The organism is Pararhodobacter aggregans (assembly GCF_003075525.1).
GTDB lineage: Bacteria > Pseudomonadota > Alphaproteobacteria > Rhodobacterales > Rhodobacteraceae > Pararhodobacter > Pararhodobacter aggregans.
Window position 1 is genome coordinate 77,064 of record NZ_QDDR01000013.1, and the last position, 14,996, is coordinate 92,059.

A 14,996-nucleotide genomic window follows, 5' to 3' on the forward strand; every position below is an offset into this window, starting at 1 on the left:
GTGCGGGGGGCGGCAGCCCCCCGCCTCCGGTCGCCCGAGGCACGAGGGCGAAACCCCTCCCCGTCAGCAGTAGAGCCGCAGGCCGCTTTCGGTGACGATGCCGTCGAGCGGCTGGTCGAACTGGTCCGTCGGAACCTCCGCCTGTTCCTGCGCGTCGAAGGCGAAGCCCAGCGCGGTGACGGGACCGGCGGCGCGCAGCCGGGCCAGCGTCCGGTCGTAGAAGCCGCCGCCATAGCCCAGCCGGTAGCCGCGGGCATCGAAGGCGAGCATCGGCACGATGACCACGCGCGGCGCCATTGTCACGCCCTCGGCCGGGACCTTGGCGCCGAAGGGTCCTTCGACCAGCGCGGCCTCGGGCGTCCAGAGGTGGAAGTCGAGCGGTTGTCCGGCGCCCAGGATGACCGGCACGCCGACCGGGCCGGGATGGCTGGCCATCACCGGCACAGGGTCGATCTCGGTGCGGATCGGCAGGTAGCCCGAGAGCGGCGCCGCGCCGAACGGGGCCAGCGCCGCCGTCAGATGCGCCTGAGCCGCCGCATCCCGGCCGCTGCCGAAAACCGCCTTGCGGGCGGCGAAGGCGGCACGGCGGGCCTCGGCCTTGATCTGGTCGATGCTCACAGCAGCACCAGCGTGGCGAGGCCGAGGAAGACGAAGAAACCGACCACATCGGTGAGTGTGGTGACGAAGGTGCCCGAGGCCAGCGCCGGGTCCAGTTTCAGCCGGTTCAGCGCCAGCGGCACCAGCACCCCGCCCAGCGCCGCCACCGTCAGGTTGATGATCAGCGCCGCGCCGATCACCGCCCCCAGCCAGACATCGCGCCCATAGAGCGCCCAGGCCACCACCCCCATGACCATGGCAAAGCCCAGGCCGTTGATAAGACCGACGACCAATTCCCGCCGCACCACCCGGGCGGCGTTCGATTCGGTCAGGTCCTTGGTCGCCAGCGCCCGCACCGCCACGGTCAGCGATTGCGTCCCGGCATTGCCGCCCATCGAGGCGACGATCGGCATCAAGGCCGCGAGTGCCACTAGCACGGCGATCGTGCCCTCGAAAAGCCCGATCACCGCGGCGGCGATATTGGCGGTGACCAGGTTCACGGCCAGCCAGGGGAAGCGCTGGCGCACCGTCTCCCAGACCCCGTCCGACAGGCTCGATTCGTCGCCGACCCCGGCCATGCGCAGCATGTCTTCCTCGTGCTCGTCATCGAGCACGACCATGGCGTCGTCGATGGTGATGACGCCGACCAGCCGCCCCGCCCCATCGACCACCGGGGTCGAGATCAGATGGTACTTATTGAACATCCGCGCCACCTCGGCCTCCTCTTCGGTGGCCTCCACTGTCATGAAACTGTCCTCGACAATGTCAGACAGCGCGGTGTCGCGTTTCGAGGCCAGCACCCGGCCCAGCGTCGCATAGCCGGTCGGGCGGTGGCGTTCGTCAACCAGGATCACGTGGTAGAACTGATCCGGCAGCCAATCAGCCGAGCGCAGGTGGTCGATGGTCTGCCCCACATTCCAATCCTGCGGCACGCTGACCGTTTCGGATTGCATGAGGCGGCCGGCGGAATATTCGGGCCAGGCGAGCGAGCTTTCGACCGCCGCCCGATCGTCCTTTTCCAGCGAATCGAGGATGAAGGCCTGATCGTGGTCCTCCAGATCCTCGAGGATGTCGACCACGTCGTCGGTGTCGAGTTCGCGCACCGCTTCGGCCAGGGCCTCGCGCGGCATGGCCTCGATGACCTCTTCGCGCACCGCCTCGTCGAGTTCGGACAGAACGTCGCCGTCCACCCCTTCGGGATAGAGCGTCAGCAGCGCCTTGCGCTCCTGGCTGGAGATCTGTTCCAGCAAGTCCGAGATATCGGCCGGGTGCAGCGTGTCGAGCGCCGCGGCGACAGCCCGGGCATCGCCAGCGTCGACCGCTTCCAGAACCGTGTCGATCCGCTCGGCGTCCAGCTCCTCGACCTCGCGGTCCTCCTCGGGCGGCTCGGGCCGGGGCGTCGGTTCGGGTATCGGATTCTCCGGGTTCCCGGTCTTGTGGTGTTCCGGTTCCGTCATCGCCGCCTCCCGTTCCCGTTTCGGCCTGCGCCCGGGTCGAATCGTCCCGTGCCCGTGGTTGTTAAGCGCAAAAGGCCGCGCGATAAAGGGTCAGCCGCCCCCTCGGAGGATCCCATGCGCGACCTGCTTATCGGCCAGGTGCTGAGTTTCGATGACGACCCGTTCCTTGAGGGCCCCTCGGCGGCCCGGATCGAGGCCGAGGGCGCCGTTCTGATCGAAGACGGGCGGATCCTGGCCGTCGGACCGGCCGCCAGCCTGCGGGCCGCACATCCCGAGGCGCGGCGTCACGATTACGGCAAGGCGCTGATTTCGCCGGGTTTCGTCGATGCCCATGCGCATTACCCGCAGACCGGGATCATCGCCAGCTGGGGCAAGCGGCTGATCGACTGGCTGAACACCTATACCTTCCCCGAGGAATCGCGCTTTGCCGATCCGGCCCATGCAAGGCTCGCGGCGGAAACCTGCCTCGACCTGATGCTGGCCCATGGCACGACCAGCGTCTGCAGCTTCTGCACCATCCATCCCGAGAGCGTTGACGCCTTCTTTACCGCGGCGCAGGCGCGGGGCATGCGGGTGATGGCGGGCAAGACCTGCATGGACCGCAACGCACCCGACAACCTGCGCGATACGGCGCAGGCGGCCTATGACCAGTCGAAGGCGCTGCTGGAACGCTGGCACGGGGTCGACCGGCTGGGCTATGTCATCACGCCGCGCTTCGCCCCGACCTCGACGCCCGACCAGCTGGCGGCGCTGGGGGCGCTCTGGGCCGAGCATCCGGAGGTGGCGATGCAGACGCATCTCTCGGAACAGAAAGAGGAAATCCTCTGGGTGGCCAAGCTCTTCCCCGAGGCGCGCGACTACCTCGATGTCTATGAGCGCTTCGGCCTGCTGGGCGCCCGGGGGCTTTACGGCCATGCCATCCACCTTGAACCGCGCGAGCGGGACCGGCTGCGCGAGGTCGGCGCGGCGCTGGTGCATTGCCCGACCTCGAACGCCTTCATCGGTTCGGGTCTGTTCGACATGGCGGGGCTCAAGGCCGGGGGGCAGCGGATCGGGCTTGCCACCGATATCGGCGGCGGCTCCAGCTTTTCGATGCTGCGGACCATGGCCGCCGCCTATGACATCGCGCAGCTGAACGGCGCGGCGCTGCATCCGGCGCAGCTGTGGTGGCTGGCCACGGCGGGCTCGGCCGGGGCGCTGGGGCTGGGCGAGCGCATCGGGCGGATCGCGCCGGGCTATGAGGCGGATCTGACGGTGCTCGATCTGGCCTCGACCCCGGCCATCGCCCAGCGCGCGGCCCGGGCCGAGGATCTGTGGCAGGCGCTCTTCCCGACCATCATGATGGGCGACGACCGGGCGATCCTTGCCACCTGGGTCAACGGCAAGCCGATGCATCGCGCATGAAAAAAGGGCCGGTCCCGCAGGACCGGCCCCCTTCTTTTCCGACCGCCCGCTTATTCCCGGTTGCCCAGGAACATCAGCAGGAACTGGAACATGTTCAGGAAGTCGAGATAGAGGTTCAGCGCGCCGGCGATGGCCGACTTTTCCAGCCATTCGCTGTCGCCCTGCGCCGCATGGGCGATGTAATTCGCCTTGATCGTCTGGGTGTCGAAGGCGGTGAGGCCCGCGAAGATCAGCACACCGATCACCGAGATCGCGAAGGCCAGGGCCGACGAACCGATGAAGATGTTGACTACCATGGCGACCAAGAGGCCGATCACGCCCATCACCAGGAAGGTGCCCATCCCCGACAGGTCCCGCTTCGTGGTATAGCCATAGAGGCTGAGACCGGCGAAGGCGATCGCGGTGATGAGGAAGGTCTGGGTGATCGAGAAACTGGTGTAGACGAGGAAGATCGAGCTCAGCGACACGCCGATCATCGCCGCGAAGACGAAGAAGCCGACCTGCATCGCCGCGGCCGAGGCATTGCGCATCAGCGCGCCGAAGCCGAAGAACAGGAAGGCGAGCGGGGCGAACATCACCACCCAGCGGAACGCCGAGGCATAGATCAGATAGCCGAATTGCGACAGATACGTCCCGTTCGGCAGCATCGCGGCGGCCGTGTTCGGGTCGGTCGTGGTGGCAAGGCCGGAAATCGCCCAGGCGCCCGCCGCCGTAATCAGCATGCCCACGGACATCGTGCCGTAGACCTTGTTCATATGCGTGCGCAGGCCGGCGTCGATCCGTGCGCCAAGCGCGCCAGCGTCAGACGTGCGCACCGACTGGTAGTTGGCCATGTAACCCTCCGTTGGAACCATCTTGTCACGAAGGCCCGGTTCCCCGGGCCCCCGCGAATGGTTCCAATATCGGGATTACCGAGCCCTATTTCAAGACTCGCCTTAAGCGGTTTTGTCGGGATTTCAACGCCAGTAGCTGGGCGCGTCCCACAGGGGCCGCCTGGCCTCGCGTTGGGCCTCTTCGCGCGAGAGGCCGATATCGGCCAGCATCTGGTCATCGAGCGCCGCCAGGTCCACCCGTTGGCGACGCAGGGCGCGGGCGGTGGCCAGAGCCTTCAGCACCCGGGCCAGGACCGGACGCCGGGGGGCGGCAACGGAAACGGGAGCGGTGCAGGTCGAGCTGGCCATCGGATCATCCTTTCAGAGCGGCTATGAGTCCCGCGCTTTGCATCACGGGTATTGATCGGATACCGGGAATGCGGGTATGATGGAAACGAATGTTTCTGATGGCCACGATCACGGATGCTGATATGCGACGCAATCTCGACCTCTCCGCCCTGCGCGCCCTGGCCGCCATCGCCGATTTCGGCGGGGTGACGCGGGCGGCGCAGCTCTTGAACCTGACGCAATCGGCCGTCTCGATGCAGATCAAGCGGCTGGAGGAATCGCTGGGGCTGACGCTGCTGGACCGTTCAGGGCGCGGCGTCTCGCTGACCTCGGCCGGCGAGCAGCTCCTCAGCTATGCCCGCCGGATCATCGCCCTGAACGACGAGGCGGTCGAGCGGCTGACCGACAGCGAATACGAAGGGGGCATCACCGTCGTCGTGCCCCATGACATCGTCTATCCGCACGTGCCGCAGGTGCTGCGGCATTTCCACTCCATGTATCCGCGCATGCAGGTGCAGCTGCTGACCCAGAACACTCTCCGGGCCAAGGAGGCCTTTGCGCGGGGCGAATGCGACCTGATCCTGACCACCGAGCTGCATTGCGACGCGGGCGGCGAGACGCTGACCCGGCTGCCGCTGCTGTGGATCGGGGCGCCGGGGGGCAACGCTTGGCGTCAGCGGCCGCTCAGGCTGGCACAGGGGCGGATCTGCGCCTTCCGGGCCGGGATCGTCGCCGCGCTCGACCGGGCAGACATCCCCTGGGAGACGGCGGTGGAATCGGAAAGCGACCGCACGCTGGAAGCCGCGGTCAGCTGTGACATGGCGATCCATGCGCTCCTGGCCGGGACCGAGCCGCCGCATGTCGAGCGGATCGCCCATGGCGGCGCCCTGCCCGACCTCAACAGCTATCTCATCAACCTCTACATGCGCCCGGGCAACGCCACGCCCGGGGTCGCGGCGCTGGCCGATCTCTTGCGCAAGGCCTGGGACAGCGACGGCCGGATCCCGCAGGGGATGGCCGCCGAATAGGGCCTAGTCGCCGATGGTGATGACCACCTTGCCGGTCGAGGCGCGGCTGCGCATCAGCTCCATCGCCTCCGCCACCCGGTCGAGCGGCAGGGCATGGCTGACATGGGGATGCAGATCGCCCCGGGCGTACATATCCATCAGATCGGCAAGCGAGCGGGTGATGACCTGCGGCGCGAAGCTGTTGTAGCCGCCCCAGTAAAGGCCGATCACGTCGATATTCTTGACCAGCAGGATATTGGCCGGGAATTGCGGCACGCCGCCGCCGGCGAAGCCGATGACGACGAAGCGCCCCTCGGGTTTCAGCGCGCGCAGGGCGGCCGAGGCGGCGGGCTCGCCCACCGCGTCATAGACCACATCGACCCCGCCCAGCGCCTTGAACGCGGCCTTGAGGTCGGCGCCCTCGCTGTCGATCAGGACCGAGGCCCCGGCGGCCCGCGCTACCTCCAGCTTCTCGGGGCCACGGGCCACGGCGACGACCTTCGCCCCCAGCCGCGCGCCGATCTCGACCGCGGTCAGCCCCACGCCACCGGCAGCGCCCAGCACCAGCAGCGTCTCGCCCGCTTTCAGCCGCGCGCGATGGGTCAGGGCCAGATGCGAGGTGCCATAGGCCACCATGAACCCGGCCGCCTGATCGAAAGGCATCGCCTCGGGCAGCGGCAGGCAGCGCTCGACCGGGAAGCAGCCATATTCCGCCAGCCCGCCCTGCCCGGCGAAGACCGCCACCTTCTGGCCGGGAGTGAAGCCGGTGACGCCCGCGCCCAGCGCATCGACGGTGCCGGAAAGCTCCATGCCCATGACGAAGGGCATCGGCGGGATCTCCTGATAGGTGCCCTTGGCCATCAGCAGATCGGCGAAATTCAGGCCGCAGGCGCGGATCTTCACCCGCAGCTCGCCCGGCCCGGGTTCGGGCATCGGCAGATCGGTAAGGGCGGGCGGGGTCTCGGTCGAGGCGAGGACGAAGGCGCGCATCGGCTGGCTCCGGCTAGAGGAATCGGGACGGCCACGATGGGCTGCCCCCCGCGCAAGGACAAGGCCGCGGCGGACCGGCGCCGACGTGACATAGCGTCCCGCGCATGAAACTCCCGCGAAAACACGTTTGCATTTTGCGAATACACGCAAAGGTTGTTTGCGCATTGCATTGCATTTTGCAAAACACGTCTTGATGGAATGAGCGAGGGATGCTTACATCCTTCCGGGTGTACGGCCGCGACTCGGCTCCTGCCGCTACGTCAACCGTGACGTTAGCGTAAACGACGGGGACATCTGTTGCGCGATCGGCGACGCGCGGCCCTTCCCGACGCTCCTAAGTCCCGTTTTCGGGACACCCCTATGTGTGAGGCGAAAAAAATGACTCGTGGTGCAGAAGTTGGCACGGAAATTGCTTCTCTTGGTTTCGAAGGGCTTGGTCCCCGATGGCCTGATCGGTCCCGGGGATTGATTGACAAGAGGAGTCAGGAAGTGAAGCACCCGGTGGATGTCCATGTTGGCAAGCGGATCCGTCATCGTCGCTGGATGGTGGGCATGACCCAGCAGCAGCTGGCCGATTCGGTCGGCATCAAGTTCCAGCAGATCCAGAAATACGAAACCGGCATGAACCGCGTCAGCGCCTCGCGCCTGTGGGACATCGCCCGCACGCTGGGTGTGCAGATCGGCTTCTTCTTTGAAGGCCTCGCCGGTGAGAATGCGGGCGAAGCGGCGCCTGCCGCCGATATCCTGGCCAACAAGGAAGCGATGGAACTGGTCCGCGCCTATTACTCGATCCCCGAAGCGCAGCGCAAACGCCTGTTCGACCTGGCCCGCGTCCTCTCGGACGCCGCCTGACAGCCCCGGGTCCCAGGGGGCGGGCACACTCTTGCCCGCCCGCGCCGGCACGCCTAGACAGGGCTCTCACGCCCGGTTGAGGAGACGCCGCCGATGACCCGATCCCCCCTCCGTTCCCGTTTCTCGCCGGCCGAAATCGCCGCGCTCTGGCAAGCCGCCGATGCCGTGGCCGATGTCGCGCGCCCGGCGACGCTGGCGCATTTCCGCGCCGAGGGGCTTTCCGCCGACAACAAGGCCAGCGCCGGTTTCGACCCGGTGACCGCCGCCGACCGCGCCAGCGAAGCGGCGATGCGCGCGGTTCTGGCGCAGCTGCGCCCCGATGACGCCATCCTCGGCGAGGAGGAAGAGGCGCGCCCCGGCACCTCGGGCCTGACCTGGGTTCTGGACCCGATCGACGGCACCCGCGGCTATCTGTCCGGCACCCCCACCTGGGGCGTGCTGATCGCGCTGGCGGATGAGGACGGCCCCTTCCTGGGCATCATCGACCAGCCCTATATCGGCGAACGGTTCCGCGGCGGTCTGGGCGAGGCCCGGGTTGACGGCCCGCTCGGCCAGCATGCGCTGCGCGCCCGCCCTGCCCGGCCGCTGTCGCAGGCGATCCTCTTCTCCACCTTCCCCGAAGTCGGCACCGCCGAGGAGGGCGCCGCCTTCCGCCGTGTCGCAACCCGGGCGCGGCTGACCCGCTACGGCACCGATTGCTACGCCTATGCGCTCTTGGCGGCGGGGCAGATCGACCTGGTGATCGAGGCGGGTCTGCAACCCTATGACGTGATGGCCCCCATCGCGGTGATCGAGGCCGCGGGCGGCGTGGTCACCGACTGGCAGGGGCGTCCGGCGCATCAGGGCGGGCGGATCCTGGCGGCCTCGTCCCCCGAACTCCACGCCGAGGCGATGGCGCTTCTGCAGGGCTGAGCCCGCCACCGGACCACGAAAAAACCCGCCAAGCGCAAGCCCGGCGGGTTCTTTGTCTCAGCGATGACGCTCCGCTCAGGCGGTGGCGCCGGCCTTGGCCTGCTCGACGATCAGCGCGAAGGCTTCGGGCTCGTGCACGGCGATATCGGCCAGAACCTTGCGGTCCACTTCGATCCCGGCGACGGCCAGCAGGTTGATGAAGCGCGAATAGGTCAGGTCGGGATCGACCAGACGCACCGCGGCGTTGATCCGCTGGATCCACAGGGCGCGGAAGTTGCGCTTGCGGGTCTTGCGGTCACGGGTGGCGTATTGGTTCGCCTTGTCGACCGCCTGGGTGGCGGTGCGGAAGTTGCGCGAACGGGCGCTGTAATAGCCAGCGGCCTGCTTGATCACCTTGCGGTGACGGGCGTGGGTCACCTTGCCGGATTTGACGCGTGCCATGTGTGTCTCTCCTCAGCTCAGCGGGCGTAGGGCATGTAGGTCTTGACGATCTTCGTATCCGGCTCGCTCAGCACCATGGTGCCGCGGGCGTCGCGGATGAATTTCGTCGTACGCTTGATCATGCCGTGGCGCTTGCCGGCCTGGGCCGATTTGATCTTGCCGGTAGCAGTGACCTTGAACCGCTTTTTGGCGGCCGATTTGGTCTTCATCTTGGGCATTTCCGTCTCCTGTCTCTTCGAGAGGTCATAACGCGCGACTCGGCATGCCACACCGGCCGGCCGCGCGGGCTCAGAGGGCGTCCCAATACCCCGCCCCTCCCCGCTTTGCAAGGGCCCCCGAACCCAGCCCGGACGCCCCGAACCCTGCCCCGACGCAAGGTCACGCGCGCGCGGGACTTGCCCCCCGGCGTGCGACGGCGCAGGTCCGGGGCAACGAGGAGAGAGCCATGACCGACAGCATCTGGAAAACCCCCTTCACCATCGAGATGGCCAATGCCTATGGCAAGGGAACCGCGAACGCCCGGCTGGGGATCGAGATCCTGGAAAAGGGCGCCGATTACCTGACCGGCCGCATGCCGGTCGATGAACGCACCAAGCAGCCCGGCGGGATCCTGCATGGCGGTGCCTCGGTCCTTCTGGCCGAGACGCTGGCGAGCCTGGCGGGCGCCTTCTGCGTCGACATCGCGCGCGAAAGTGTCGTCGGGCAGGAGATCAACGCCAACCACCTGCGCCCGGTCAGCGGCGGCTGGGTCACCGGCACGACGCGGCCGGTGCATATCGGGCGGCGCAGCCAGGTCTGGGAAACCCGGATCGTCGACGAGAACGGCAAGCTCGTGTGCATCTCGCGCATGACGCTGGCGGTGACCGACCGGCCCGCGCGCGCAACGTCCACGGTGCCCCTGCCCTAACGCTGCCAGTAGCGGCCCACCGTCTCGACTGCGAGCTCCGGGATCAGGCGCCAGTCATAGGGCCCGGCGGGGTTGGTGAACGAGGCCCAGGCCGCCACCCCCAGCCCCACCGCCACCAGAATCAGCGCCGCCCAGGGCCGCCGCCGGTCGGCCCAGGCCGAGACCAGCGCGACAAAGGCCAGCGGCAGGAACACCAGCCCGACAAGGAACAGAAGGTCGCGGTCCATGGGCCCTCCGGGGTCACGGCGCCGAGGAGGTCATTCCTCGGCGCGGAAGATCAGACGCTCGTCGCAGGGCGCCACGCGCAGGATATTGGTGGTGCCGGGCTGGTTGAAGGGCACACCGGCGGTCACCACGATCTGGTCGGTCTGTTCGGCGAAACCCAGCTCACGCGCGGCACGCGCGGCGCTGACCACGGCCGATTTGAAGCGGTCCACGCTGCCGGTCGCCACGCAGGTCACGCCCCAGACAAGGCACAGCCGCCGCAGCGTCGCCACCTTGGGGCTGAGCGCCAGGATCGGCACCTGCGGCCGTTCGCGCGCCACCTTCAGCGCGGTGGTGCCGGATTCGGTGAAGCAGCAGATCGCCTTGATATTGGTCGATTCCGCGATTTCCCGCGCCGCCGAGACGATGGCATCGGCGACCGAGGTGCGCTCATAGGTGCGGAAGGCGGCGATGACCTGACGATAGGTCGTGTCCTTCTCGACCGAGAGGGCGACGTTGTGCATGGTGCGCACCGCCTCGACCGGGTAATTGCCCGCCGCCGATTCCGCCGACAGCATCACCGCATCGGCGCCCTCGTAGATGGCGGTGGCCACGTCCGAGACCTCGGCCCGGGTCGGCATCGGGCTTTCGATCATCGATTCCAGCATCTGCGTCGCCACGATCACCGGCTTGGCCAGCGCCCGCGCCCGGCGCACCAGACGCTTCTGGATCGGCGGAACGGCATGGACCGGCAGCTCGACCCCCAGATCGCCCCGCGCCACCATGATCCCGTCCGAGACCGCGGCGATGGCGTCGAAGGCATTGACCGCGGCCGGTTTCTCGATCTTGGCGAGGATCGCGGCCCGGCCCCGGGCCAGTTCGCGCGCTTCCTCGACATCCTCGGGGCGCTGCACGAAGCTCAGCGCCAGCCAGTCCACGCCCAGATCGCAGACGAATTCCAGATCGGCCTTGTCCTTGGGGCTGAGCGCGCGGAGCGGCAGCACCACGTCGGGCACGTTGACGCCCTTGCGGTTCGAGATGACGCCGCCGACCGCGACGGTGCAACTGGCGTAATCGGCGCCGCAATCATCGACCACCAGCTTGATCTTGCCATCGTTCACCAAGAGCCGCGCGCCGGGTTCGAGGGCGGCGAAGATCTCGGGATGGGGCAGCAGGACGCGGGTATGATCGCCCTCGGCCTCGTCGAGGTCGAAGCGGAATTTCTGCCCCTCCTCCAGCTCGACCGAGGTGACGCCGAACGTGCCCACCCGCAGCTTAGGCCCCTGCAGGTCGGCCAGGAGCGCGATGGGCCGCCCCGCCTCGCGCTCGACCTGCCGGACGATGGCGTGGCGGGCGGCGATTTCCTCGTGCGAGCCGTGGCTCATGTTCAGCCGGAAGACATCGGCCCCGGCCTCGAAAAGCGCGCGGATCGTGGCCAGATCGGACGAGGCCGGGCCCAGCGTGGCGACGATCTTGACGTTGCGGTTGCGGCGCATGATGCCCTCTCTCTCGTGTCCTTGACCGGCCCTTGGCGGCCGCTTTCTTCCCGTATCGCGCAAACGCGCCCCTGCGGCAACAGGTCGGGCCGCCTTTTGCGGTATCGCTAACGCGAATAGTTTACGCGACTTGCGTTGACGATGGCGTGACGCGTGCCAACCCTGCGGCTTGACCCCGTGGCGGATGCAGCACAGTTCTGGGGCAAAGCGATCACCGTTTCAACGAGGAAGCCATGGACGAGGCCACCAGAACCCGCATCGAGGCCGCGACTTTTCGCCGCCTGCTCCAGCATCTGATGCACGACCGCCCCGACGCCCAGAACATCGACCTGATGAATCTGGCCGGTTTCTGCCGCAACTGCCTGAGCCGCTGGTATGGCGAGGCGGCGGCCGAGGAAGGCATCACGCTGGACAAGGAGCAATCGCGCGAGATCGTCTATGGCATGCCCTATGACGCCTGGCGGGCCGAGCACCAGCGCGAGGCCTCGGCCGAGCAGGTCAAGGCCTTCGACCAGAGCTTCGCCGAGAACGTCGGCAAGCGCGACTGAGTCTCGTCCACCCGGATTTCCGCCCCCGGCCGACCCGGATTCCCGGTCGCAGGCGGGGTGGTGACGGAATTGTTTCCAGACGCGCAACTGTCCGTCAGGAAAGGAGGAATTGACCCCGGCCTCCGTCCTGCAAACGGCGAAATACCTAAGAATACCTTGACTCTAGCGGACCCAAATGTCGTAAACAGACTGTTAATGTACGCAAGTTAAAGAGGTGTGCCGATGGGGCTTCTTGCGCTGATCCTGGCGAGCTTCGTGGTTATGGGCCTGGGCAATCAGGATTCCACGGACCCGGTGGTCGACAACGAAGACGATGTGCTCGACGGCACCGACGGCGCGGATCTGCTGGAAGGCCACGCTGGCAATGACCTGCTGAACGGCCTCGAGGGCAACGACACGCTGGCGGGCGGGCCGGGCGAGGACACGCTGAACGGTGGCGGCGGCGCCGACGAGCTCTATGGCGGAAACGGCAACGACACGCTGCATGGCAACGACGGCTGGGACCGCCTTTCCGGCGGGCGCGGCGACGACGAGCTTTACGGCGAACAGGGCAACGACCGGCTCTGGGGCAACGATGGCCAGGACACGCTCTGGGGCGGGGCCGGCGACGACACGCTTCTGGGCGGTGCCGGCAACGACTATCTCGGCGGCGGCCCCGGCCGCGACATGATGGACGGCGGCAACGGCAACGACACGCTGTTTGGCGGCGATTGGGACGACACGCTGCTGGGCGGCGACGGCAATGACCGGCTGTTCGGCGGCAACGGCCAGGATTCGCTGGATGGCGGCGAGGGCAACGACCTGCTCGATGGCGGCGACGGCGACGACACGATCCTCAGCGGCATCGGGCTTGACACGATCCGCGCGGGCGAGGGCGACGATAGCGTCAACGCGGTCTTCGACGGCGACAAATGGGTCGACGGCGGCGCGGGCAACGACGTGCTGGAGACCGGCGAGGGCAACGACACCGTCCTGGGCGGCGAGGGTGACGACATCCTCCGCAGCTTGGGCGGGCGCGATTCCTTCGACGGCGGCGAGGGCAACGATTCCCTTTATGGCGATGCCAACGACACCTACACGGGCGGCGCGGGCGAGGACCTCTTTGTCATCGAGCAGAAATTCGGCGAGGGCGTCACCTATGACGGCGTCGGCGAAGTGGTCGATTTCGAAGCGGGCGTCGATCAGCTGCACCTGACCATCCCCTATCTTGAGGGCACGACCCCGCCCGAGGTGACGCTGGAGCCCGATGCCGAGAGCGGCGACCTGAACGTGATGATCGACGGCACGCTGGTCACGGTAATCACCGGCGGCGCCACCATCGACGTGGAGGCCGATGTCGCGGTCTATTTCAACCCGGTCACCACGCTGGATTGATCGCGAAACATCAAAGCTGAACCGACTTCCGATCCCGTTGTTTCGATATCCGAAACGACGGGATCGCCATTTTCCCCGACAAGTTGATTAAACTTGACCGGAACGCCCCACGCACCGCAGGGTTGTATCCTGTTGTTGCGTAGGGGGTGAAAATGCTGATCGGCCTGATGATCATTGGCGTGCTGTTCACGCTGTCCATGCCGGGAACCGGAGGCATGGCGATCCCCGACACCGGCGAACCCGGCAGCCCAGGCGACGGCGACGACAGCCTGACCGGCGGCGACAGCGACGATCTGATCGACGGGCTGGGCGGCAGCGACACCATCGACGGCGGCGCCGGCAATGACACGCTCAGCGGCAATGAGGGCGACGATTGGCTTCTGGGCAGCGAGGGCAATGACCTGCTGTCCGGCGGCCTCGGCATCGACACGCTGGAGGGGGGCGAGGGCGACGACACGCTGACGCTGTCCGACGGGTTCGAGACGCGCTGGCATTATGACGAGGACGGGCGGGTGACCGACCTCGAACGCTCGCATCTCGACGGCGGCGACGGCGGCGAGACCGAGGGCGACCTGCTCGACGCCGCGGCGATGACCCAGGCGCTGCACCTCTATGTCGAGGGCGATCTGTCCTTCATCGCCACCAGCCCCCGCGGAGAGAGCGCGGCGACCGTCGACGGATTCGAGCGCTATGCGCTGGGGTCGGGCCATGACGTGATCGAATATTACCGCGAGGGCGAGAGCCTGGTCTTCGACACCGGCGCTGGCGACGACGCGCTCTATCTCGCCAATGGCGGCCATCAGCTGCAGGCGGGCCGCGGCGAGGACCGGGTTTCGCTCTTCGCCGAGGGGGCTTTCGGTGACGGCCTGTTCCTCGATGGCGGCCAGGGCGAGGACGGGCTCGGCGACCAGCTCGAGGTCGAGAGCGACCAGAGGCTCGACATGGCGATCGACAGCTCGGGCAGCGGCACGATCACCGACGGCGCCGGCGGGACCTTGCGCTTCGCCAATTTCGAGCGCTTCAGCGTCAACGGCACCGAGACCCACATCGATGCCTCGGCCGCCGGTCTTGACCTGGTGATCGAAAGCCGGGGCGAGATCAGCACCGTGATCGGCGGCAGCGGCAACGACAGCCTCGGCGGCAACGAGCTGTTCGGCGGTGACGGGAACGACGAGCTGTCCGGCGGGGCCTATGCCGATGGCGGCGACGGCAACGATATCGTCAGCGCCGATCGGGCCTTCGGCGGCGCGGGCGACGACACGGTTCTGGGCGGCGAGATGACCGGCGGCTCGGGCATCGACAGCTTCCTGGCCCGCGCCGGGATCGGCGATGGCATCGACAGCCGCTACCAGCCCGACATCATCACCGATTACCAGGCCGGCGAAAGCGTGGTGCTGTCGGTGAATTACCACACTGTCGATTCCAACGACCCGTCGATCACCCATCCCGAACCGACCGTCAGCATCGAGCGGATCGAGGGCGAGACCCGCGTCAACCTGCTGGTCGACGGTCAGGTCGTGCTGGTGATCGAGGGCGACAGCATCCCCGACGAGGCGATCGAGATCGTCATCCGGGGCAGCAATCCCTGGCTCGCCTGATCCCGGGATACGCCAGCCCCGGACAGGAAAACGCCGCCCGACCCTTCCC

General features: G+C 67.5%; 17 protein-coding genes. 8 read left to right on the plus strand and 9 right to left on the minus strand.

From position 1 onward, the window contains the following. Positions 1-63: 63 nt before the first annotated feature. Together DDE23_RS20480 and mgtE are read right to left on the minus strand one after the other, a co-directional pair. The gene (locus tag DDE23_RS20480; protein WP_107751645.1) at positions 64-618 is read right to left on the minus strand and encodes a 5-formyltetrahydrofolate cyclo-ligase; all 555 of its coding nucleotides are present in this window, start codon (positions 616-618) and stop codon (positions 64-66) included. Continuing rightward, a complete protein-coding gene (gene mgtE / locus DDE23_RS20485) occupies positions 615-2,054 on the minus strand; it encodes a magnesium transporter (protein ID WP_107751646.1) in 1,440 nt (479 codons plus the stop codon). The genes DDE23_RS20480 and mgtE overlap by 4 nt, the downstream gene beginning before the upstream one ends. Before the next feature lie 114 nt (positions 2,055-2,168). On the opposite strand from mgtE, the gene guaD reads away from it, so the two are divergent. After that, complete coding sequence (gene guaD, locus DDE23_RS20490; protein ID WP_107751647.1) at positions 2,169-3,458, plus strand: guanine deaminase; 1,290 nt, start codon at positions 2,169-2,171, stop codon at positions 3,456-3,458. A gap of 50 nt (positions 3,459-3,508) precedes the next feature. Here guaD and DDE23_RS20495 read toward each other — a convergent pair whose 3' ends face one another. Both DDE23_RS20495 and DDE23_RS20500 read right to left on the minus strand, forming a co-directional pair. After that, positions 3,509-4,291 carry a Bax inhibitor-1/YccA family protein gene (locus DDE23_RS20495; RefSeq protein WP_107751648.1) on the minus strand — a complete coding sequence of 261 codons (783 nt, stop codon included), beginning with the start codon at positions 4,289-4,291 and terminating at the stop codon, positions 3,509-3,511. 123 nt (positions 4,292-4,414) lie between these two features. Continuing rightward, on the minus strand, positions 4,415-4,639 hold the full coding sequence (locus tag DDE23_RS20500) for a DUF1127 domain-containing protein (RefSeq protein ID WP_107751649.1): 225 nt from the start codon (positions 4,637-4,639) through the stop codon (positions 4,415-4,417). A gap of 122 nt (positions 4,640-4,761) precedes the next feature. Between DDE23_RS20500 and DDE23_RS20505 the strand changes: the two genes are divergently transcribed. Further along, on the plus strand, positions 4,762-5,646 hold the full coding sequence (locus tag DDE23_RS20505; RefSeq protein ID WP_107751969.1) for a LysR family transcriptional regulator: 885 nt from the start codon (positions 4,762-4,764) through the stop codon (positions 5,644-5,646). A 3-nt stretch (positions 5,647-5,649) separates the two neighbouring features. On the opposite strand, the gene DDE23_RS20510 is transcribed toward DDE23_RS20505, so the two are convergent. Then, complete coding sequence (locus DDE23_RS20510; protein WP_107751650.1) at positions 5,650-6,615, minus strand: NADPH:quinone oxidoreductase family protein; 966 nt, start codon at positions 6,613-6,615, stop codon at positions 5,650-5,652. Between the two features lie 489 nt (positions 6,616-7,104). On the opposite strand from DDE23_RS20510, the gene DDE23_RS20515 reads away from it, so the two are divergent. Next, complete coding sequence (locus tag DDE23_RS20515; protein ID WP_107751651.1) at positions 7,105-7,467, plus strand: helix-turn-helix domain-containing protein; 363 nt, start codon at positions 7,105-7,107, stop codon at positions 7,465-7,467. A 93-nt stretch (positions 7,468-7,560) separates the two neighbouring features. Next, positions 7,561-8,379 carry an inositol monophosphatase family protein gene (locus DDE23_RS20520; protein ID WP_107751652.1) on the plus strand — a complete coding sequence of 273 codons (819 nt, stop codon included), beginning with the start codon at positions 7,561-7,563 and terminating at the stop codon, positions 8,377-8,379. A gap of 75 nt (positions 8,380-8,454) precedes the next feature. On the opposite strand, the gene rplT is transcribed toward DDE23_RS20520, so the two are convergent. Next, positions 8,455-8,820 (minus strand): 50S ribosomal protein L20, encoded by a 366-nt coding sequence (rplT, locus tag DDE23_RS20525; protein ID WP_107751653.1) that lies wholly within the window; start codon positions 8,818-8,820, stop codon positions 8,455-8,457. 17 nt (positions 8,821-8,837) lie between these two features. Next, positions 8,838-9,038 (minus strand): 50S ribosomal protein L35, encoded by a 201-nt coding sequence (gene rpmI / locus DDE23_RS20530; RefSeq protein ID WP_107751654.1) that lies wholly within the window; start codon positions 9,036-9,038, stop codon positions 8,838-8,840. Between the two features lie 227 nt (positions 9,039-9,265). On the opposite strand from rpmI, the gene DDE23_RS20535 reads away from it, so the two are divergent. Continuing rightward, complete coding sequence (locus DDE23_RS20535; RefSeq protein ID WP_170121830.1) at positions 9,266-9,727, plus strand: hotdog fold thioesterase; 462 nt, start codon at positions 9,266-9,268, stop codon at positions 9,725-9,727. Here DDE23_RS20535 and DDE23_RS20540 read toward each other — a convergent pair. Then, positions 9,724-9,954, minus strand: coding sequence for a hypothetical protein (locus tag DDE23_RS20540; protein WP_107751655.1), 231 nt, complete (start codon positions 9,952-9,954; stop codon positions 9,724-9,726). The two genes, DDE23_RS20535 and DDE23_RS20540, sit on opposite strands and share 4 nt — an antisense overlap. Before the next feature lie 30 nt (positions 9,955-9,984). Further along, positions 9,985-11,427 carry a pyruvate kinase gene (gene pyk / locus DDE23_RS20545; protein WP_107751656.1) on the minus strand — a complete coding sequence of 481 codons (1,443 nt, stop codon included), beginning with the start codon at positions 11,425-11,427 and terminating at the stop codon, positions 9,985-9,987. A gap of 233 nt (positions 11,428-11,660) precedes the next feature. Between pyk and DDE23_RS20550 the strand changes: the two genes are divergently transcribed. The 3 genes from DDE23_RS20550 to DDE23_RS20560 all read left to right on the plus strand — a co-directional run bounded on the left by DDE23_RS20550 (position 11,661) and on the right by DDE23_RS20560 (position 14,947). Continuing rightward, positions 11,661-11,975, plus strand: a complete 315-nt coding sequence (locus DDE23_RS20550) for a DUF1244 domain-containing protein (RefSeq protein WP_107751657.1) — start codon at positions 11,661-11,663, stop codon at positions 11,973-11,975. 222 nt (positions 11,976-12,197) lie between these two features. Beyond that, complete coding sequence (locus DDE23_RS20555) at positions 12,198-13,349, plus strand: calcium-binding protein (protein ID WP_107751658.1); 1,152 nt, start codon at positions 12,198-12,200, stop codon at positions 13,347-13,349. Positions 13,350-13,501: 152 nt separating this feature from the next. Then, positions 13,502-14,947, plus strand: coding sequence for a calcium-binding protein (locus DDE23_RS20560; protein WP_107751659.1), 1,446 nt, complete (start codon positions 13,502-13,504; stop codon positions 14,945-14,947). Positions 14,948-14,996 lie beyond the last annotated feature (49 nt).